Annotated in this window: 13 protein-coding genes; 6 read left to right on the forward strand and 7 right to left on the reverse strand. The window is 69.9% G+C overall.

The window, feature by feature from the left end; genetic code table 11:
• Nucleotides 1–3: 3 nt before the first annotated feature.
• Both HUA74_RS21785 and HUA74_RS21790 read right to left on the reverse strand, forming a co-directional pair.
• Entirely contained in the window at nt 4–1,041 is a 1,038-nt protein-coding gene (locus HUA74_RS21785; protein ID WP_141641857.1) for a zinc-binding dehydrogenase, read from the reverse strand.
• Nucleotides 1,042–1,063: 22 nt separating this feature from the next.
• Nucleotides 1,064–2,377: an aspartate aminotransferase family protein gene (locus HUA74_RS21790; RefSeq protein WP_217443527.1), complete on the reverse strand. Its 1,314-nt coding sequence runs from the start codon at nt 2,375–2,377 to the stop codon at nt 1,064–1,066.
• 144 nt (nt 2,378–2,521) lie between these two features.
• Between HUA74_RS21790 and HUA74_RS21795 the strand changes: the two genes are divergently transcribed.
• Together HUA74_RS21795 and fba are read left to right on the forward strand one after the other, a co-directional pair.
• Nucleotides 2,522–3,298, forward strand: a complete 777-nt coding sequence (locus HUA74_RS21795; protein ID WP_174456063.1) for an HAD family phosphatase — start codon at nt 2,522–2,524, stop codon at nt 3,296–3,298.
• 112 nt (nt 3,299–3,410) lie between these two features.
• Nucleotides 3,411–4,505, forward strand: coding sequence for a class II fructose-bisphosphate aldolase (gene fba, locus HUA74_RS21800; RefSeq protein WP_174456064.1), 1,095 nt, complete (start codon nt 3,411–3,413; stop codon nt 4,503–4,505).
• A gap of 78 nt (nt 4,506–4,583) precedes the next feature.
• Here the strand turns inward: fba and HUA74_RS21805 are convergent, their stop codons facing one another.
• Complete coding sequence (locus tag HUA74_RS21805; RefSeq protein ID WP_174456065.1) at nt 4,584–5,069, reverse strand: hypothetical protein; 486 nt, start codon at nt 5,067–5,069, stop codon at nt 4,584–4,586.
• A 289-nt stretch (nt 5,070–5,358) separates the two neighbouring features.
• Between HUA74_RS21805 and HUA74_RS21810 the strand changes: the two genes are divergently transcribed.
• Both HUA74_RS21810 and HUA74_RS21815 read left to right on the forward strand, forming a co-directional pair.
• Nucleotides 5,359–6,342 (forward strand): NYN domain-containing protein, encoded by a 984-nt coding sequence (locus HUA74_RS21810; RefSeq protein WP_141641853.1) that lies wholly within the window; start codon nt 5,359–5,361, stop codon nt 6,340–6,342.
• A 378-nt stretch (nt 6,343–6,720) separates the two neighbouring features.
• Nucleotides 6,721–9,684: a M36 family metallopeptidase gene (locus HUA74_RS21815; protein WP_254625171.1), complete on the forward strand. Its 2,964-nt coding sequence runs from the start codon at nt 6,721–6,723 to the stop codon at nt 9,682–9,684.
• Between the two features lie 109 nt (nt 9,685–9,793).
• On the opposite strand, the gene HUA74_RS21820 is transcribed toward HUA74_RS21815, so the two are convergent.
• A complete protein-coding gene (locus tag HUA74_RS21820) occupies nt 9,794–11,836 on the reverse strand; it encodes a PilZ domain-containing protein (protein WP_141641851.1) in 2,043 nt (680 codons plus the stop codon).
• 183 nt (nt 11,837–12,019) lie between these two features.
• Nucleotides 12,020–13,585: a hypothetical protein gene (locus HUA74_RS21825; RefSeq protein WP_174456066.1), complete on the reverse strand. Its 1,566-nt coding sequence runs from the start codon at nt 13,583–13,585 to the stop codon at nt 12,020–12,022.
• A gap of 354 nt (nt 13,586–13,939) precedes the next feature.
• Between HUA74_RS21825 and HUA74_RS21830 the strand changes: the two genes are divergently transcribed.
• Both HUA74_RS21830 and HUA74_RS21835 read left to right on the forward strand, forming a co-directional pair.
• Complete coding sequence (locus HUA74_RS21830) at nt 13,940–14,434, forward strand: YkgJ family cysteine cluster protein (protein WP_141641849.1); 495 nt, start codon at nt 13,940–13,942, stop codon at nt 14,432–14,434.
• A 121-nt stretch (nt 14,435–14,555) separates the two neighbouring features.
• Nucleotides 14,556–15,290 carry a hypothetical protein gene (locus HUA74_RS21835; RefSeq protein ID WP_174456067.1) on the forward strand — a complete coding sequence of 245 codons (735 nt, stop codon included), beginning with the start codon at nt 14,556–14,558 and terminating at the stop codon, nt 15,288–15,290.
• Between the two features lie 6 nt (nt 15,291–15,296).
• Here the strand turns inward: HUA74_RS21835 and HUA74_RS46420 are convergent, their stop codons facing one another.
• Nucleotides 15,297–17,225 carry a tetratricopeptide repeat protein gene (locus tag HUA74_RS46420; RefSeq protein WP_174456068.1) on the reverse strand — a complete coding sequence of 643 codons (1,929 nt, stop codon included), beginning with the start codon at nt 17,223–17,225 and terminating at the stop codon, nt 15,297–15,299.
• Nucleotides 17,226–17,310: 85 nt separating this feature from the next.
• The gene (locus HUA74_RS21845) at nt 17,311–19,206 is read right to left on the reverse strand and encodes a ribonuclease R family protein (protein ID WP_174456069.1); all 1,896 of its coding nucleotides are present in this window, start codon (nt 19,204–19,206) and stop codon (nt 17,311–17,313) included.
• Nucleotides 19,207–19,375 lie beyond the last annotated feature (169 nt).

Here is a 19,375-nt window from a genome sequence, read left to right on the forward strand (position 1 = left end):
GCTTCAGGGTTGGAGGACGACCTTCAGCGCGCCGGCGGGAGGGCCCTGACGCCGGGCGCCCACGTCACAGCCCACCAGCGCCAGTCCCTCGCGGAACGACGCCAGCGGCAGGCGGTGCGACACCAGCCGGCGTGCGGGCACCACGCCCGAGGCGATGAGGTGCAGCGCGGTGGCGAAGCTGCCATCCAGCGAATCGATGGAGCCCTGCACGGACAGGCTGCGGTCCGCGATACCACCCACGTCCAGCGCCACCTCGTGTCGCTTGAGGCCCACCAGCAACAGCTGCCCGCCGCGAGACAGCTTCGTCAGCGCCTCACCCGCCAGTCGCCCCGTGGTGTCCACCACCACGTCCAGCGGCGTCGCATCCGAGGCGTGGCGTGCGCAGACCTCGTCCAGGGACTCCGCCACCGTCCAGCGCCGGTCCACCACTTCGCGGCACAGCTCCCGCCGCGCGGCCGAGCGCTCCACCAACGTGCCCGTCAACCCCAGGCCCGCCAGCACCCACGCGTACAACACGCCCATGGGCCCACCGCCGAGCACCACCGTGCGCAGCGACGGACGCAGGCGCAGCTGGTTGGCGCCCGTGACGGCGCAGCTCAGCGGCTCGGTGAGGCTGGCCTCCTCGAAGCCCACGTGCGCGGGCAGCGTGTAGAGGAAGCGCTCCGTCGTCTTGTGCAGCGGCGCCATGGTGCCGTCGGCGCTGACGCCCGTCTCCGTCTCACCCTTGCGCTGGCAGTGGTTCTGCCGTCCGGTGCGGCACAGCCGGCACTGGCCGCAGTGGAAGGTCGGGTCGATGACGACGCGGTCCCCCACCTGGACGTGGCGCACGGAGGGGCCCACGGCGACGACTTCGCCCGCGGACTCGTGGCCCAGCACCACACCGGGCTTCGCCGCGTACTCGCCGCCAATGATGCCCAGGTCCGTGCCGCAGATGCCGGTGGCGCGAACGCGCACCATCACCTCGTCGTGCACGGGCGCGGACGGCTCGGCACGCTCGCGCAGCTCCAGCTCCCAGGCTGTCGTGTACACCACTGCCCTCATGTGCTCCCCCTCGAGTCCCGACTCAGCCCACGTCCGCGAGCGCGCGTGACAGCCGCGCGACGATTTCTTCCAGGTCGTCCTGCGTCGCGATGAGCGGAGGCCGCACCTTCACCACGTTGCCGAAGCTGTAGCGGGAGCCGCGCAGCACCAGTTGGTGTCGCTCACCCGCCACGCGGATGAGCGCCAGCGTCTTCTCCACGTCCGGCGAGCCATCCGCGCGCACGATTTCCAGGCCCCACATGTACCCGAGGCCCCGCACGTCGCCGATGCACGGATAGCGCGTGGCGAGCTGCCCCAGCAGCTCTCCCAACACGATTCCGTTGCGCCGCACGGTGGCCAGCAGGTGGCCGGACGTCATCGCCTTCAACGTCGCGGACGCCGCGGTGAGCGCCAGCGGATTGCACCCCGAGGTGAAGGAGTGCTCGTGGCTCTCCATCACATCCAGCGCGCCCTCGAAGAGCACCGCCGCCACGGGGATGCCGATGCCGCCCAGGCCCTTGGCCAGCGTGACGATGTTCGGCTTGAAGCCGAGCGCCTCCGACGCGAACAGGTGCCCGGTGCGCCCCATCCCCGTCTGCACCTCATCCGCGATGAGGAGGATGCCCTTCTCTTCACAGAGCTTGTTGAGCGCCTGGAAGTAGCCGGGGGGAGGCACCACGTTGCCGCCGTTGCCCAGCACGGGCTCCACCAGCATGCACGCCACCGAGCCGCTGCTCGCGTACTCGACGAAGTCGCTGATGCGCTCCACGCACAGCATCCCGCAGCCGGGGTACTTCGCCTTGTAGAAGCAGCGATAACAGTACGGTGCCGGCACCTTCACCGAGTGCGGTGACACCGACTCCGGGAAGCCCTTGCGACGAAACGCGTTGCCCGAAATCGCCGTGGTGAACTGCGTCTGTCCATGGTGGGAGAGAAAGAGGCTGAGGATGTCCGTCTTCCCCGTGGCCTTCTGCGCCACCTGCACCGCGCACTCGTTGGCGGTGGAGCCGGTGATGTCTCGCATCCACCCGGCCGTCAGGTGCGCGGGCGCATGCGCGAGCAGCTCCGAGAGCACCTGCTTCGCCTGCCCCGCCATCAACGAGGAGCTGGCGTGCGCCATGCGCCGCAGTTGCTCCATCACGGCGTTCGTCACCTCCGGATGGTCGTACCCCAGAGGCACGTTGAAGGTGCCGGAAGCCGCGTCGAGGAAGGCCGTGCCATCCTCGCGGATCAACCGGATGCCCCGCCCCCGGACGAACTCCTCCCCCGAGCGAGCCCCTCCTGACGCGACTTCGGACGCACCCTCTCGTACATCCGGCCCTTCCCCAGAAAGGACCTTCAGGTTGAGATTGGACAAGCGTGTTCCCCCAACGGCGTGAAACGTCCCCCCTTGGACGTTTCAATTCCCCGCGCTGCTGGAGAGTGAACGGAGCCTCGAAAAATCCTTCGGTGAATCAACGGGGGTTGGCCACGCGAAGGCGTCCGGCCAGGATGTCACGCCATGAAGATGGAGCACGTGGAGCAGACGCTGGAGCGCATCGCTCGCGAGGCGCGGGCCACGCCGGGGGGCCTCCTGGCGTTCGACGGAGACGGCACGCTGTGGAGCGGTGACGTCGGGGACGACTTGTTCATGGCCGTGACGGGGCGCGACGCCGTGCGCGACGCGGCCCGCCCCCGGATGGAGCAGGTGGCCGCCGCGCACGGCCTGGAGCTGGAGGGCAGCAACAGCACGCTGGCCCGCAGGCTGTTCACCGCCTTTCAGGCCGGCCGCATCGCCGAGCACGACATCTGCGAGATGGCGACGTGGCTGTTCGCCGGCTGGGAGGTGGAGGAGCTGCGCGCCTTTGCTCGCGGCGTGGTGGAGTCACACGGCGTGGCCGAGCGCGTCCACCCGGAGGTGCGCCGCGTGGTGGACTGGGCCCGTGAGAATGACGTCCCCTGTTACGTGGTGAGCGCCTCGCCGCTCGCCGTCGTGGAGGCCGCCGCGCGCGTGGTGGGCATCCCCTCCGAGCACGTCATCGCCAGCACCCCCCAGTCCTCGGGCGGCACGGTGCTGCCGGACGTCATCGCCCCCATCCCCTACGGCCCCGGGAAGGTGACGTGTCTGAGAGCGCGCACCGAGCGGCCCTTGTATGCCGCCTTCGGGGACAACGTGTTCGATTTGGAGCTGCTCACCGAGTCCCGGGTGCCTGTCGCGGTGCGTCCCAAGCCCCGCCTGCTGGAGCGCGCGGACCGCCTGCCCCCGCTGGTCCAATTGCACCCAGTGACCGCCCGCTGACAGCGTCGGCTGGGGAACGCGTCCGGCGAGCTTTTGGCGGCGCCCTCGGGCGCGTCCGTGCTAACTCAGGCGCCGCACTTACTCGAAACAACCGCCACGGAGAGACACAGTCATGCCGCTCATCGCCCTGCGTCCCCTGCTCGACTACGCCGCCGCCAACAACTTCGGGGTCGCCGCGCTCAACGTCAACAACATGGAGCAGATCCAGGCCATCATGGAGGCCGCTCGCGCCACCCAGAGCCCGGCCATCATCCAGGCGTCGCGCGGGGCGCGGAAGTACACCAATGACTTGTTCCTCCGGAACCTGATGCAGGCCGCGGTGGAGCTCTACCCGGAGATTCCGGTGGTCATGCACCAGGACCACGGCAACTCGCCGGAGACCTGCATCAGCGCCATCCGCATGGGCTTCACCAGCGTGATGATGGACGGCTCGCTGGAAGAGGACGGCAAGTCGCCCTCCACCTACGAGTACAACGTCGCCGTCACGCGCGAAGTCGTCAACGTGGCCCACCGCTTCGGCGTGTCGGTGGAGGGTGAGCTGGGCGTGCTGGGCTCGCTCGAGAGCGGCATGGGCGAGAAGGAGGACGGCCACGGCGCCGAGGGCAAGCTCACGCTGGAGCAGCTCCTCACGGACCCGGACCAGGCGGTGGACTTCGTCAACCGCACGGGCATCGACGCGCTCGCCGTCGCCATGGGCACCAGCCACGGCGCCTACAAGTTCTCCCGCAAGCCCAGTGGTGATGTGCTCGCCATGAGCCGCATCGAGGAGATCCACAAGAAGATCCCCAACTGCCACCTGGTGATGCACGGCTCCAGCTCCGTGCCCAAGGAGCTGTGCGACATCATCAACGCCAACGGCGGTCGCATCAAGGAGACCTACGGCGTGCCGGTGGAGGAGATTCAGCGCGGCATCCGCGCGGGCGTGCGCAAAATCAACGTCGACACCGACAACCGGCTCGCCATCACCGGCGCCATCCGCAAGGCCTTCTTCGCCAAGCCGGAGGAGTTCGACCCGCGCTACTACCTGACGCCCGCGCGCGCGGCCATGCAGGCCATCTGCGAGGAGCGGATGAAGCAGTTCGGTCAGGCCGGCCACGCGAAGAAGGTGCCGCACGTCACGCTGGAGCAGATGGCGCGCGACTACACGGCCGGCAAGTTCGGCGAGAACGCGCGGCCCGACACCGTCGTCGGCGCCCAGAAGAAGTAGTTCAACACGTCGGGAGCTTCGGGGGAGGACCGCCTGCCGTGGCGGCTCCCCCGAACTGCTTCATGAGGCGACCGTGGCTCACTTCTTCTCGCCCGCGAGCGCCGTCGCCATGTTCTGCGTCTCGTTCTCCACCTGGTAGTCGGCAATCACACGCCGGCCCTCCTCGGGAGTCTGCTTCAGCCTGAGTGCCTCCAGGCTCAGGGGCACCACCGCGCCCTCGTCGGGTTGGACGTAGAGGACGCTGCCCTCCAGCGCCACGACGTCGCCCTCAATCTGACGGGTGCGCTTGGGGTCTGGCGTCAGGTCCACGTCGGGCCCCTGGACGATGCGGGTCATGCCCTGGGTGGGCGTGACGTCGGCGCCAATCATGCCGCCCACGTTGAGCGGGGGGACGTTGCCGGCGAGGTTGCCCGTGCGGTCCAAATCTATCTCCAACTGCTCCTGTTCCGCCGTGTTCTGCTGGGGGTCCCTCGCCAGACCCGCGGTGGGCGCCGCCAGTGCCGCCAACACCGGGGCGGCCAGGGCGATGCGCTTCCACCGACTGGACATCGTTTTTCGCGTCATGACTCGTACTCCGGCTGGGGGTCCTTGGACCCGTCTCCCCCGAAGGTAGGCCACGACGTGACGCTCACGCCTGGACCGTGCCCCGGCCACCTCCCAGCGAGGCGGGCCACCGCTCCCGCCGAGTGTTCAGCCGTCGAACGCCACCGCCCCAGGGGGCCGGGAACAGGCTAGGGTGCACCCGCAGGGCCCGGCGGGCGCCCTCCTGACGGAGGAAGCGCCGGGGCTCCATCCGCGCCGCACATCGGCGCCCTATCGCGCCGTACACCGGCGCCTATCGCAGAGGCCGCACGTGAACGGTCGCACCAACGAGCACCGCATCGCCCTTTTTCTCGACTTCGAGAACCTCGTCACCAACACCGGTATCAGCGCTTCCAACTTCGACCTCCAGCCCTCGCTCGACCGGCTGCTGGAGAAGGGGAAGGTGGTCTTCCGTCGCGCCTACTGCGACTGGTCCCGCTTCAACGAAGCGAAGATGGGCCTGCACCGGTTCGGCGTGGAGCTCATCGACGTGCCCCCCTCCACCCGCGCGGGGAAGAACGGCGCGGACATGCGCCTGGTCATCGACGCGCTGGAGCTGTGCTACGCGCGCGAGAGCATCGACACGTTCGTCATCGCCTCCGGCGACAGCGACTTCTGCCCGCTCGCCTACAAGCTGCGTGAGAACGGGCGCACCGTCATCGGGTTGGCGGTGAAGGAGTCCACCTCCCCCCTCTTCGTCAACGCGTGCGACGAGTTCATCTACCTGCGCACCACGCGCCAGCGCTCGGAGAAGGGCGACAAGGGCCGTCATGGCGCGGCGGCCGAGGAAGCGGGGCATGGCAAGCGGGGCCGCCATGGCCGCGACGCGACGGGCAAGGCTGGCAAGGCCGAGGTGGAGAAGGCCGCGCCCTCGGGTGGCAAGGGCCACTCCAAGACGGAGGTCCCGGAGATTGCCCGCGAGGTGGTGCAGAACCTGATTGCCCGCGCCACTGGCCCGGTCAATCCCTCGCTCATCAAGGAGACCATCGTCCGCAAGGAGCCGGACTTCGACGAGCGCGAGCACGGCTTCCCCACGTTCGCCAAGCTGCTCGCCGCGCTGGAGACGGAAGGCGTGCTGCGCCGCATCCAGCAGGGCCGCCAGTGGTACGTCGTCGGTCCGGACGCGGACCTCGCGGGTGGCAGCGAAGCCAAGAGCGAAGGCAAGGGCAAGAAGCAGGGCCGGGGCCGCAACACCGAAGAGTCTGAAGACGAGCTCGAGTCGTACCCGGACCCCGAAGAGGACGACGGGCTCTAGTCGTCGCTCCCGCTCCGCCTCCCCTGAGTCAAACCTCGGGGAGGCGTGAGCCCAGGGCAAAGGTCGGGCCCGCGCTGCCCCAGGACCTGCTGGAGCACATGCGGGCCCAGGACTGGCACTGTCCCGTGCTCACCCAGCGGCGGCTGATTGAGGTCTCCGAGGAGCTCTTCAAGGAGCTGAAGAAATCCAAGAAGTTACGGCGACGTTCCTGACGTCGTCTGTAACACGCGACGCTACAAGCGCCCCGCCGTTGTAACGGCGGACGCTACAGCGCTTCCGAGTCTTGCTCGGAAGACTTCATTGGCACGTCCACTGCTCTGTGCGGGGTAGCCGGTTCTCTGTCCCCCCGCCGGCTTCATCCCCAGAGCAGGAGTACACATGTCACAGGGTTATTTCCGCCGCCGCCTCACCCAGGCGTTGGTGCTGATGGGAGCGCTGAGCGCTCCCTCCGCCTTCGCCGTCGTGCAGGACTCTCACGGCGCTCGCAACCACGACGCCCGCATCGCCCACAACGTCGGCGTGAAGAAGGCCGTGAGCGCGCTGCAGAAGGACCGGGAAGCCTCGCTGCGCCGCGACGTGCCCGAGCTGCGCGTGGAGCATGACGCCTCCACGGGCCTGGTCCGCTCGCTCGTCAACCCGGTGGGCGCGCTGTCCGGCCGCAGCAGCGGTGACGCGCTCGCCATCGGCCTCTCCTTCGTCCAGTCGCAGCGGGAGCTCCTGGGCCTGGAGCTGACGGACCTGGCGAACCTGGAGGTCACCGACCGCGTCTACTCGCGGCAGAGCGGTGTCACCCACCTGTACCTGCGCCAGACGCACCAGGGCCTGCCGCTCTACAACGGCCAGCTGCAAATCAACGTGGACGGCGAAGGCCGCGTGGTCAGCGTGCACAGCGACTTCCTGCCCTCGCTGGCCCGCGCCGTGCCGAGCACCCAGCCCCGCCTGGACGCCGCCGCCGCCGTCTCCGGGGCCGCGCGTCACCTGGGTCTGAAGCCGCTGACGGCGCCTCGCGCGCTGGAGAAGGACACAGGCCCGCGCCAGCGCACCCGCGTGGAGCAGTCCGGTGTGTCCACCGAGCCCATCGAAGCGCAGCTGGCGCTCCTGCCCGTCAACCAGGGCGACGCCCGGCTGGTGTGGAACTTCCAGGTGCACACGCCCGACCGGCGCCACGTCTACGACCTCACGGTGGACGCCACCACGGGCGAGGTGTGGACGCGCTTCGACTGGATTGCCTCGGACGCCTACTCCGTCTATCCGCGCCCCGTGGAGAGCCCCATCCACACCACGCCGCTGCCGCCCATGGACGCGCGGTTCAGCCTCCTCAACCCCGCCAACACCACGGCGTCGCCGTTCGGCTGGCATGACACCGACGGCGTCGTCGGCGCCGAGTACACCCTCCACCGCGGCAACAACGTCCATGCCTACGACGACATCGACGACAACAACCTGCCGCCCGCCGTGGAGCCCGACTGCGGGACGGCGCTCACCTGCAGCTTCCTGTTGGACTTGAGCCTCGGCCCGAGCGCGTACACGTCGGCGGCCGTCACCAACCTGTTCTACTGGAACAACATCATCCACGACATCCAGTACCAGTACGGCTTCGACGAGGCGGGCGGCAACTTCCAGGTCAACAACTACGGCAACCCCGGCCTGGGCAACGACTACGTGCGCGCCGAGGCGCAGGACGGCGAGGACGTCAACAACGCCAACTTCTACACCCCGCCGGATGGCCAGCGTCCGCGCATGCAGATGTACACGTGGACCACCACCTCCCCAGGCCGGGATGGTGATTTGGACAGCGGCATCATCGTCCACGAGGCCGGCCACGGCATCTCCAACCGCCTCGTCGGCGGACCCAGCAACGTGTCCTGCCTCAACAACAACCAGGCGCCGGGCGAGGGCATCAGCGACTTCCTCGCGCTCGTCTACACCGCGCGCTCCACGCACACGGGCCCCCAGGGGCGCGGCATGGGCACCTACGCGCTGGGCCAGCCCACCACCGGCCTGGGCATCCGCGCGAAGCGCTACAGCACGAACCAGACGGTGAACAACTGGACGTACGCGAGCATCAGCGGCATGGCCGTTCCGCACGGCGTGGGCTCCGTCTTCGCCCAGGCGGCGTGGGAGGCGTACTGGGCCCTGGTGGACCGCTGGGGCTTCAACAGCAACCTCTACAACGCGACGGGCAGCGCCGGTAACCAGCGCATGATGCTGTACCTGACCGAGGGCCTGAAGAACACGCCCTGCAGCCCCACCTTCACCCAGGTGCGCGACGGCATCATCGCCGCGGCGACGACGCTGCACGGCGGCGAGGACGTGTGCCGGCTGTGGACGGCCTTCGCTGGCTTCGGACTCGGCTCGAACGCGGTGTCGGGCACCGCCAACAGCACCTCGCCCACCAACGGCTTCGCCGTGCCCGCCGCCTGCGAGACGGACGTGTGGGGCAAGGACAAGCCGTGGGACACGGGCAACGAGCCGGATGCCGCCACCGCGTCCAACGGCATGTGGGAGAGCGAGGACATCTGGGTCCGCAACTCGACCACCAACGGTCCGCACGAGAACCCGGAGTTCGGTCAGACGAACTACGTCCACGTGAAGGTGCGCAACCGCAGCACGGTGGCCGCGCACAACGTGGTGGTGAAGGTGTACGGCACCAACGCGGCCACCAGCACCTCGTGGCCGGCCGGTTGGACGGAGCTGGGCCAGGCGACGGTGGTGTACCTGCCGGGCGGCGCGGATGACGAAGTCGTCGTCGAGTGGAACCCGGCCGTCCAGGGCCACTACTGCCTGCTGGCGCGGCTGGTGACGCCGGCGGACCCGATGACGACGTTGGAGATTGGCAACCCGGACTACAACACCCGCCAGAACAACAACATCATCTGGCGCAACACCAACGTGGTGAACATGGTGCCGTTCGGCTTCTCCAACGCCACGTTCATCCTGCGCAACACGCTGCGAGAGGCGCGCCAGTTCAACGTGCGCTTCCGTGAGCTGAACGTGGACGTGAAGCGGCCGTTCATCGGGCGCGGCACCATCGTCGTGGACCTGGGCCAGGAGCTGACGGCGCTGTGGGAGAAGAACGGCGGCAAGGCCGAGGGCATCGAGCGCGTGGGTGAGACGCAGTTCCGCGTCGCCGACCCGACCCGCGCGGTGTTCCAGATTCCCCTGCAGCCGCTGCAGGAGTTCAACGTCGGCCTGGAGTTCAAGGACAACGAGTTCACCGGCAAGCAGACGGAGGACTTCGAGCAGTTCGACTTCGCGGCGGTGCTGGAAGACCCGGCGGCCGAGGGGAAGACCCGCGATATCGGCGGCGTGACGTACTACCTGCGCGTGGCGAAGCAGTAGGCGCCTCGCCAGCCGCTTGAAATGAATGAGGCCGGGTGGAGCCGTTCGGGCCACCCGGCCTTTTCATGTCCGCCGACCCAGGCCCGCGGTCAGCGTTCCGTCGGCCCGCTCAGGACGCGGCGCGGGGCGTGGTCGCCTCGCACAGGTGCTCCAGGAACTCGGGCAGCAGGGCGGAGGAGATGATCCACAGCTTGCCCTCGCCCAGGTCGGCCAGGGCGGCGCGCTCGACGTACTCCACGCACGTGGACTCCACGTAGTGGACGAACACGCGGCGGCCGCGCGGCCGGTACCACTCCGCCGCGTGAGCCAGGAGCGCCAGCATGGCCCGCTGCGCCTCCGGCAGCGCGTCATCCACCAGCGGGAACAGGCGCACGCCGTCCAGCACGTTGAAGAGGTTGAGGCCCGGCTGCGCGGACTCCAGCACCGCCAGCGCCACCGCGCGGCCGTCGACACGGGCCACGCGCAGCTCGCGCTCACGGCCCAGGCCCGCCTCGCCCCACTTCGTCCGCGCGCGCGACAGGTCGAAGCGCTCCTCCACCAAATCGAGCGCCTCGCGGTAGGCCACCGGACGGGTGCGCTCCACTTCCTGGAAGAAGCGCGCGCGCTCGGCGTCGGTGGGCACTCCGACGTCGACGTCCGCGGGCACCTCCCACTGGCGCTCCACCTCCGCCTCCATCAGCCGGAAGGGCGTGAGGGACGCCTGGCCGGTGTGCTCGTACCAGTGGGCGAAGTCGAACTTGGTGAAGCGCACCCAGCGCACGTTCGCCTCGCAGAAGGCGATGAACCACTTCACGTCCGGGTCCACCTGCGTGGGCTCGTAGCCGCGCAGGTAGATGTCGCGCAGCGCCTCGCGCGCCGAGGAGCGCTGACCGGGCACGGCCTGGCGCGCGAGCTGATGCGCCATCCACGTCCCCTCGTACGGCTTCACCACCGACAGCGTGGCCTCCAGCGAGTCACCCGACGGGCGCACCACCCGGTAGCCCAGCTTGGTGCGGCCTTCGAGCCGCTCCTGCGTGGCGTCGAACCAGGGACGCTCCTCCACGAAGTCCTCGGGCGACTTGCCCGGCAGGCCGAAGTAGCCGGAGCCCTGGAAGAGCTTCCACGTCGCGTCGCCCCAGTCGCCCTCCACGCGGGTGGACGGGTGCATCTGCGCCTCCACCAGCGCGCGCCACGCCCGAGCACCTTCCGCGTCCAGCGGCCGCACGGACATGCCGCACCGACGTCCCGCCGCGGTGCCGGAGATGTTGCGCACCTCCGCGCGCAGCCGCACCGGCGCCAGGCCCTCCATGGCCACCTCGAGCACCGGCTGACGCAGGCCCGGGTACAGCAGGTCCTCGCCCGGCTCCGTCATGAAGGCCAGGCCCTCGTAGGACAAGTCGAGCACGGGCCGCTTCACATGCACTTGCGGCCACATGGGGTGGTTGAAGGACAGCGTGCACGGGCTGCTCGGCGGCGCGCGACGCAGCCAGCGGTGGCGGTAGCGCACCAGCTCCGAGGGCACCGGCATCACCACCCAGCCGTCCTCCTCGCGCGCCTCGCTCACGTCCAGGTGCACCACGCTGCTGTAGCCGAACGCCTCCAGCACGAAGGGGCCCTGGAGCATGGGGCCATCGAAGCGCCAGCCCATGCGGTTGTTGAGCGCGTCGAAGAAGACCGCCGTGACGGAGACCTTCTGCCCGTCCGCGGTGCGCGCCATGCCTCGCGCCTGACGACCCGCGAGCGCCTCGCAGATGCGCGCGACGCGCTCCTTGCGGTCGATGCGCTCCTTCCACACCGGCCGCGTCTCCGGCGGCAACAAGAGGCCGTTGTCGCGCAGCGCCTCCAGCACCGTGACGATGCGACGGCCCGCGTCCAGCGGCGGCGACACGAAGCGAAGGCTGACCTCCGGCCTTGTGCCGCGCACCTCCATCACCTCCGCGTCCAGCGACGTCGCCCAGCGCTCACCCTGGCCCAGCACCACCGACGCGGCCTGCCCCGGACGCGGCAGCGCGTTCGAGTCCAGGTGCAGCGTCAGGTGCTCCAGCGAGAGCTGAATCAGCCGGCCCGGCGTGTCGCTGTTGCCGAACGAAGCCACCGCGGTCAGCTCCGTCCCCACCCGGTAGCCGAGCACCGACTCCCGGCCGCGCGTCCCGTCCCGTGTGTCCGCCTGCATGCCAGCTCCGTTGTGTGAATGGAGACGAGTGTACGACTTCGGGCGAAAGGAAGCAGTCCCCCGGTATGGGTACCACCAGGGTGAACCGGGGTTCATATAGCCTGACCATTCTCAACAGGCTGGAAACTTGTTCCTCGGTACAGGCGTGGCGGAACCACATTGGGTGCGGGCCACCCCTGGGATTCAAGGACAACGCGGCTCGATGAACGAGGACAGACCGTCCGGACCGGCGTCGGGTCTGCTTCCACCCACGGCATAAACGCGTCCGTCGGCGCCTCCCACCAGGGTATGGCCCAGACGGGGCGTCGACATTGACGCAGCGGGAGTAAAGCGCTCCGACGCGGGGTCGAACCATGCGGCAGAAGCCCCTTCCCTGTCCTCGACGTACACCCAACCGTTGCCCGCGAGAACCGCGCGTGGCGCGGCGCGAGGTGCGTCCATGGAGGACAGCTCCCGCGCCCTCACCACCCCGGCATTCCGCTCCAGGAGGAATGCGCGCGAGGACGGGACGATGCCGCCTTCGCGTCCGCCGAGGATGAGCGCCCGTCCCGACTTCAGCTCCACCACCGCGGGCGACATCAGTGAGGTGGGCAGGAGCGGCCCGGCGCCGAGCAGTCCTGGGGGTGCCACGACATCCGTCCGCTCGGAGGGGGTGAGGCTGGTACAGCCTCCCGCGAGCACGAAGGCGTCTCCCAGCACCGCGCCTCCCGTGGGGCATTTCAGGGAGAGCCGGCCCAGACTCTCCCAGGCCCCCGCGTTCTCGCCGCGCAGCGTCATGCGGATCGCCGAGTCCGTCGTGGGCCTGCCGAGCCCCGCGGTGAGCTCTCCTCCGGCGATCACCCCATCGGCTCCGAGCCGGCCCACGAGCACGCGGCGAAAGCCCAGGGGTGGGGAGAAGGGGATGAGGGTGGTGCCGCCATCGGTGTCGAGCCACTCGGCGCTCGGCTCGAGCACGTCTCCCTCTCGCACGCCGCCGAGCACCACCACGGCGCCGTCATCCAGCACCAGCGCGGCGGCCTCCGCGCGGCCCACGGCGAGGTCGCTCGCGATGAAGCGGCCGGTTTCGGGGAAGAAGATCTCCACGGTGGAGACGGGCTTGCCCGCGCCATCGCGGCCTCCCAGCATCACCAGCGCTCCAGCATGGGGGCCCGTGGAGGGCGCGACGACCAGGGGGTCCGAGCGACGCGCGAAGCCCGGGCGTTCGGTGATGACGCCCGTGACGCCACCGGGACAGGCGCACACGCTGTTCGCGCAGACGAGTCCTCCGGGCTGACAGCTGGCGCCGACACAGTCGGGGTCCGCGCAGTCACCGAGCCCGTCACCGTCGTCGTCCACGCCGTTGTCGCAGGACTCCACGGGAGGACCGGCGTCTGGCGGCTCGGGGACGGCGGGCAGGGTGAGCGACAGCCTGGCGCCGGAGCCGGGAGTGAGCGCGGCTTCGCCAGAGGCGGTGGACTGGATGATGCCGGAGCGCTCGGCGGTGGCGCGCACGAAGACGCGGGTGCCTTCGGGCGTGGCGGGGCCAGACTCGAAGTTGAAGGTGGCGGGGAGGCGGAGTGCGGCGCCCTCCAGCGTGGCCACGGCGAGGGGCGTGCCATCTGGAAGGGAGGCGATGACGGACAGACGGTCGAAGTCCACGACAGGCGTCAGCGGACCATCGACCACCACATGGACGCCACCGGGCGTCTTCTCGCACGCGAGCAGCGTCGACAGCAGAGCGAGCGTCAGGACTCGGAACGCGGCACGCATTTGCCCCACTGTAGTGCAGCCCGGCGCGCGAGCGAGGGCCCCCTTGCGAGAGGGTCGTGCCTCTCGGGACAGCACAGGCTCTCTCACGAGAGTATCTGCCTCATCGGGCCGGTAGCTGGCCTCCGCGAGAGTGCCACCCTCGAACCCGGTGCGACTCCTCTCGACAAAGCATCTGCCTCCTCGAGCCAGGACCGGACCGGCCCCCACGAGAGTGCCGCCTTGCGGCCGGTACGACTCATCTGACGTGCGGGCGCCTCGCGGACGAGGGAGCGTGCGTGCCTTCCCCGCCTCGCCGCGATGGAACGTCGTCGCGCGACGGGTTAGTGGAGGGATTCCTTCCCGTTCCGAGGCCCCATGCCCCTGTCCACCCTCTGCCTGCGCTGCGGCATGTGCTGCGACGGAACCCTCTTCACCCACGTCTCGCTCCAACCAGAGGAAGCCCAGGCCCTGGAGCGGCGCGGAGTACCCCTCGACCGCCGCGAGGACGGAGTTCCCGCGCTCGCGCAGCACTGCTCCGCGCTGGATGGGCGCACGTGCACCGTCTACGCGGACCGCCCGGGGAGCTGCCGCCGCTACCACTGCCAGCTCTTCGCCGCGCTGTCGGAGAAGGAAGTCACGCTCGACGAGGCGCTCGGCATCGTCGACCAGGCACACGCATGGGTGGACGCCATCGCACGAGAGCTGCCTCCCGCCACCGAAGGCGAGCCTCGCTCGGTGATGCAGCGAGCCCGCCGCGCCGCCAAGGCCCACCCCGAGCAACCCCTGTCCTCCAAGGCCCAGGACGCCTACGCGAGCGCCGAGTACTACCTCGACAAGCACTTCCGCGGACGCTTCGGCCGTCGCGGCTGACATCGGTGGGAATCCAGGTGCCTGGTGGGCCCGCGTGGATACGATGCGCATCCGCTTCCGCGCCCGGGACTGTCACGCGCTCGCATGCATGCGGCACCCGCGCCCTCACGAGGTCCCTTTCATGAAAACGCAGCTTCCCGCCCTCGCCGTGACGACCTTCGCGCTGCTCGGCGCGCCGCTGGCCCAGGCCGGTGACGAGCTCCCCACGCAGTCCGCGTCCGCCGACCTGAATGGCGACGGCAAGCCGGAGGCCATCGCCGTGAAGTGGAAGGAGGGCGACGAGGAGTTCGTCCTCACCGCCGGCACCGCCACGCTCCGTGGCAAGACGGACTCGGAGGTCCTCGGCCTCTCCATCATCGACGTGGACAGCGGAGACAAGCGCAAGGAAGTCGCCGTGCACACGGGCATGACGGACAACGACAGGCTCACCACCGTCTACGCCTTCGATGACAAGAGCCTCAAGGCGCTGGGCAGCGTCCACGCCCTCACCGAGGTGAAGGGCAACGGCATCATCCTCTCCGACAGCTGGGAGCAGTTCTGGAACCGGCGCGACAAGTTCGCCCTGGATGCCAAGGCCGGCAAGCTCTCCCTGGTGCCGCAGGAGCTGTACTACGTCGGCCAGGAAGCCACCGTGCGAGAGGGCTTCCCCATCACCCACTCGCGCACCGACAAGAAGCCCGTGGCCACCCTCGCGGCGGCATCGAAGATTCTCGTGCTCGCCGCCGCGCCCGTCTCCGTGCAGGGCGGACGCTCCACGTCGTTCGTCTACCTCGTGAAGTCCTCCACCGGGCTGCTCGGCTGGGTGAGCCACGACACGCTGCTGGCGAAGACCGAGGGACTGACGGTCGCCGGGTAGCCTCGCTCACCGTGACGCGTCGAGCGACGCGCGCGCGAGCAGGGCTTCTTCCAGCAAGGGCAGGCGCTCATCCTCGGGCCTTGCCTGACGCAGCCACTCCAGCGCGCGCTTCGCCCGGCCCAGGTCTCCCTCGAACACGAGGAAGCCCGTCGCCTGCAAGCGCTGCTCGGCCGTCGCATCCTTCGCGCCCAGCACCGCCTCCCAGCTCAGCGCCGCCTCATGGGGCGCGCCCAGCTCCTGGAACAACTTCGCCCGTGTCTCCGCCACCGACGCGGCCTCCACCCCACCCGGCGTCCCGCGCGGGAGCCGGGCCAGGGTGTCACGCGAGCGCTCGAACAACGCGCGCAGCTCCGGGATGACGGTGTCACCCGGGGACATCGACTCCAGGCGCTGAAGCTGTGTGAGCGCGGAGTCGAAGCGCCCCGCGCGCGCGAAGGCCATGGCCAGATTGAGATGCCCTCTCCGGTAACCGGGCTGCTGTAGCACCATGTCTTCAAAAAGGGTGATGGCCTCCGCGTGCTGGCCCAGCTTCGTCAGGCACAGCGCCAGGTTGTTGTAGCCCTTGATGCCCGTGAAGCGACTCTTCTGGCGCACCGACTGGCGCAGGTGTCCGAGCGCCTCCTCGTATCGGTGCGCTTCCATGTAGAGCCCACCCAGTTGCTGCTGGACGAAGGCGTCATCGGGGCCAGACACCTGCTCCGCCACCCGCCACAGCCGAAGCTCGTCCATCCAGTCGCGGTTGCGCAGGTGCGTCGCCCCGGCGAAGGCCGTGAGCGTCACGACGGCCACGGCCAGCCCCTCCCTCGGACGCAACCGGGCGGCTCGCTCGAGCGGTGCCGCCAGCGCCACCACGCCCATCGCCACGGGCACGTAGAGGAAGCGGTCCGAGGCCAACGTGTGCAGGCCCAGGGGAATGGCATGGAGCACCAGCGCCAGCGCGCACGCGGCCGTCGCCAGCGCGGCCTTCTCCAGCGGCGTGAGCCGGCCTCCCCACTTCCACAGGGACAGCCCCAGCGCGACGAGGACCCCCGCGCCCAAGAGGACCCAGGCGAGGGGATGCTCGCCCAGGACTCCCTGCTGGAGACGCGGGCGCAGCGCATCCACGAGCATCACCGCGTAGTGCCCCAGCGCGGCGAGCCCCGCCTCGGCGCGCTCGAGCAGGGACAGCCCCGACGAGGTCCCCGCGTCCAGCTCCCGCACGTCCGAGCGCAGCGCGTTCAGCCGCAGGCCGCCATACAGCGCGAGCGCCACGCCCATGGGCAGCAGGTTTCGCACGGCCTGTCCGAAGCGGCGCTCCCGCGCGCGCACGGCGGTGAGCTCCAGCACGACGAGCCCCACCACGCCGGCCACCGCCACCTCCTTGCAGAGCAGGCCCGTCAGCACCAGCGCCGCCGCGCCCCATCGCCGTGAGGCCGTGTCCGCGCGGTACACGAGCAGCGCCCCCAACGTGAAGACCGCCGCCAGCACATCCGTGCGTCCGGCAATCCACGCCACCGACTCCGTCAACCGGGGGAAGACACCAAACGCCGCGGCGCCCACCGCCGCGCCCCAGGGCGAGGCACCCGTACGCCGGCACAGCAGGAACACCCACGCCACCACCACCAGGTGGAAGAGCAGGTTCATCAGGTGGAAGCCCTCGGGCGCGCCTCCAAAGAGCGCGTACTCCACCGCGTAGCCGAGCGTCACCAGCGGCCGGTAGTAGCCGCGAGAGACGCCCATCGGGTCGCTCCAGAACATCCGCGTGAAGTAGTCCGGCAGCGGCGCCAGCTCGCGCACCACCTCCTGCTCCTCGATGAGCGAGTGGTCGTCCCAGACGAAGCCGCCTCGCACCGCGTTGCCGTACGCGAGCACCACCAGCAGCAACGGCAGCAGCACGGCCCGGCGCCGCAAGCGGGCGCGCGCGTCCTCGACGACGGGAGGGGAGGGTTCGCTCATGAAGAGGGCGGGAGTCTATCGCCCCCCGCTCGAAGGGCGGCGACCTTCCCTTGGGGGGCGAGCGGGAAGCCCGCCGTGCGTCCGCCTACTCGACCAGGGACAGCTCCACGCGGCCAAGCTGCTCGTCGGTGGCGGCCACCTTCACCTTCACCGGCATGCCCACGGTGAAGGTCCGCGTCTTGCCGACGAGGGACAGCTCGCGCGCATCCGGACGGAAGGGGCCGCCCGGCAGTCCTTCCGCCGGCAACATCCCCTCCACCAACATGCCGTCCAACTGCGCCACCAGCCCGAAGGGCCGCACCCGGACGAGGCGCGCGGAGAACTCCCTGCCCACGTGCCCCGCCAACCACCGCGCTTCCAGCACGTGGTGCCGGTCCGCCTCGGCGCGATTCGCGGCGCGGGCGCGCGCGTTGATGTGCACCGCCAGCGCCTCCATCTCCGGGTCCTCGTCCAGGTAGTCGCGGCGGCCGTGCAGGTAGCCCTTCAGCGTGCGATGCACCGCGAGGTCCGCGTACCGGCGGATGGGCGACGTGAAGTGCAGGTACAGCGGCGCCGCCAGTCCGAAGTGCGGCCCCGGCTTCACCGTGTAGCGAGACGGGCCCAGCGAGCGCCGCAACACCGAGCGCAGCGCGGGCTCCGCCGCCGCGCCCGCGATTTGCCGGTCGAACGCCGTCAGCGCCAGCGGCGTCAGCTCGCGTCCGAAGCCCGCCGCGAAGCCCGAGTGTTCCGCGAACGCATTCAGGTCCGCCACGCGCAGCGGGTCCGGCTGCTCATGCACGCGGAACACGCCCGGCAGGCCGCGCACCAGCATCCACATGGCGATGGCCTCGTTCGCCGCCACCATGAAGCGCTCAATCATCCCGTGCGCGGACGTGGGCTGCTCGTTCACCAGTCCGGAGAGTTCGCCCGTCGCCGCGTCGAAGGTGAACCGCGCTTCATCTCGCGCGAACTCCATGCCGCCACGAGCGCCGCGCGCCACGGCCAGTCGCGCCGCCGCCAGCCGGAACCACGGCATGACGTCCCGCACCGGCTCCATGGGCGCGGACACCTCGCCCCGGTCCAGGAAGGCCGCGACTTCTTCGTAGTTCAGCCGCGCCCAGGAGCGGATGACGCTCTCGTACACGTCCGCCGCCGTCACCCGGCCCTGCGGGTCGATGCGCAGCTCCACCGTGAGGCAGCGTCGCTCCTTGCCCGGCACCAGGCTCAGCCAGTCCGAGGACAGCGACTCCGGCAACATCGGCAGCACGCGCCCCGCCATGTACACACTGGTGGCCCGCTCGCGCGCCTGCGAATCCAGCGCGGTGCCCTCCTTCACCAGCTCGCTCACGTCCGCGATGGACACCAGCAGTCGCAGCGCTCCATCCGGCCCCGCGGGCAGCACGGAAATCGCGTCGTCGATGTCTCGCGTGGACGGCGCATCCACCGTCACCGTCGGCACGTCGCGCAAGTCACGTCGCGCGCCCACCTCGTGCGGCACCTCGCGGGCGACTCGCGCGTCCTCCAGCGACTCGGGGGAGAAGTCCTTGCTCAGCGCGTGCCGGGCGATGATGCGCTCCAGCGAGCGGTCCTCTCCAGGCTCGATGCGGTAGAGCAGCGAGAGCTTGCCGTCGGTGATGCTCGCCACCACCGCGTCGCCGTGCTGGACGCGGGTGGTGCCCGGGTCGAGCACCCAGTCCGCGTTGCCCACCTCGCGGTCGATGCGCAGGAAGAACGCTCCCTTGCGGGCGACGACTTCACCGTAGACGCGGGTGCGGGGCCGCTCCACCAGCGTCAGCCCGCTGGCCGTCCAGCGCCCGTCCGCGCCCGCCGTCACGGTGCCGGTGACGATGTCTCCGGCCAGCAGCGGGTTGAGGTCGGGGGGAGGAATGAAGGCGGACAGCACCTCTTGCGTGCCGGGCGCCTGCACGGTGAGGAAGCCGAAGCCCCGGGGGTGAACGTCGATACGGCCGGTGACAGCGCGGGGAGAAACAGAAGTATCCATGGAACCTTGGGAGCGCGTCTTAGCCCAGGTCCACCGAGGGACGGGCAGGAGGGACGCGCGGAGTGTGAAGTGAAAGGGGGGCAGCTCCGGGGCCGACTCTCGTAAGGAGCCTGTGCTCGCCGGGGCGCGGAAACCTGAGATGAACGCCGGCCAGGACGCGCGGCCACCG

The organism is Myxococcus sp. CA051A (assembly GCF_013336705.1).
Lineage (GTDB): Bacteria > Myxococcota > Myxococcia > Myxococcales > Myxococcaceae > Myxococcus > Myxococcus llanfairpwllgwyngyllgogerychwyrndrobwllllantysiliogogogochensis.

What these genes read in the sequence shown, in the direction of transcription:
- HUA74_RS21795 (WP_174456063.1), top strand. Translation starts at nt 2,522, where the DNA reads ATGAAGATGGAGCACGTGGAGCAGACGCTGGAGCGCATCGCTCGCGAG.
- HUA74_RS21825 (WP_174456066.1), bottom strand. Translation starts at nt 13,585, where the DNA reads ATGCGTGCCGCGTTCCGAGTCCTGACGCTCGCTCTGCTGTCGACGCTG.
- HUA74_RS21830 (WP_141641849.1), top strand. Translation starts at nt 13,940, where the DNA reads ATGCCCCTGTCCACCCTCTGCCTGCGCTGCGGCATGTGCTGCGACGGA.
- HUA74_RS46420 (WP_174456068.1), bottom strand. Translation starts at nt 17,225, where the DNA reads ATGAGCGAACCCTCCCCTCCCGTCGTCGAGGACGCGCGCGCCCGCTTG.
- HUA74_RS21820 (WP_141641851.1), bottom strand. Translation starts at nt 11,836, where the DNA reads ATGCAGGCGGACACACGGGACGGGACGCGCGGCCGGGAGTCGGTGCTC.
- HUA74_RS21835 (WP_174456067.1), top strand. Translation starts at nt 14,556, where the DNA reads ATGAAAACGCAGCTTCCCGCCCTCGCCGTGACGACCTTCGCGCTGCTC.
- HUA74_RS21805 (WP_174456065.1), bottom strand. Translation starts at nt 5,069, where the DNA reads ATGACGCGAAAAACGATGTCCAGTCGGTGGAAGCGCATCGCCCTGGCC.
- fba (WP_174456064.1), top strand. Translation starts at nt 3,411, where the DNA reads ATGCCGCTCATCGCCCTGCGTCCCCTGCTCGACTACGCCGCCGCCAAC.
- HUA74_RS21845 (WP_174456069.1), bottom strand. Translation starts at nt 19,206, where the DNA reads ATGGATACTTCTGTTTCTCCCCGCGCTGTCACCGGCCGTATCGACGTT.
- HUA74_RS21785 (WP_141641857.1), bottom strand. Translation starts at nt 1,041, where the DNA reads ATGAGGGCAGTGGTGTACACGACAGCCTGGGAGCTGGAGCTGCGCGAG.
- HUA74_RS21815 (WP_254625171.1), top strand. Translation starts at nt 6,721, where the DNA reads ATGTCACAGGGTTATTTCCGCCGCCGCCTCACCCAGGCGTTGGTGCTG.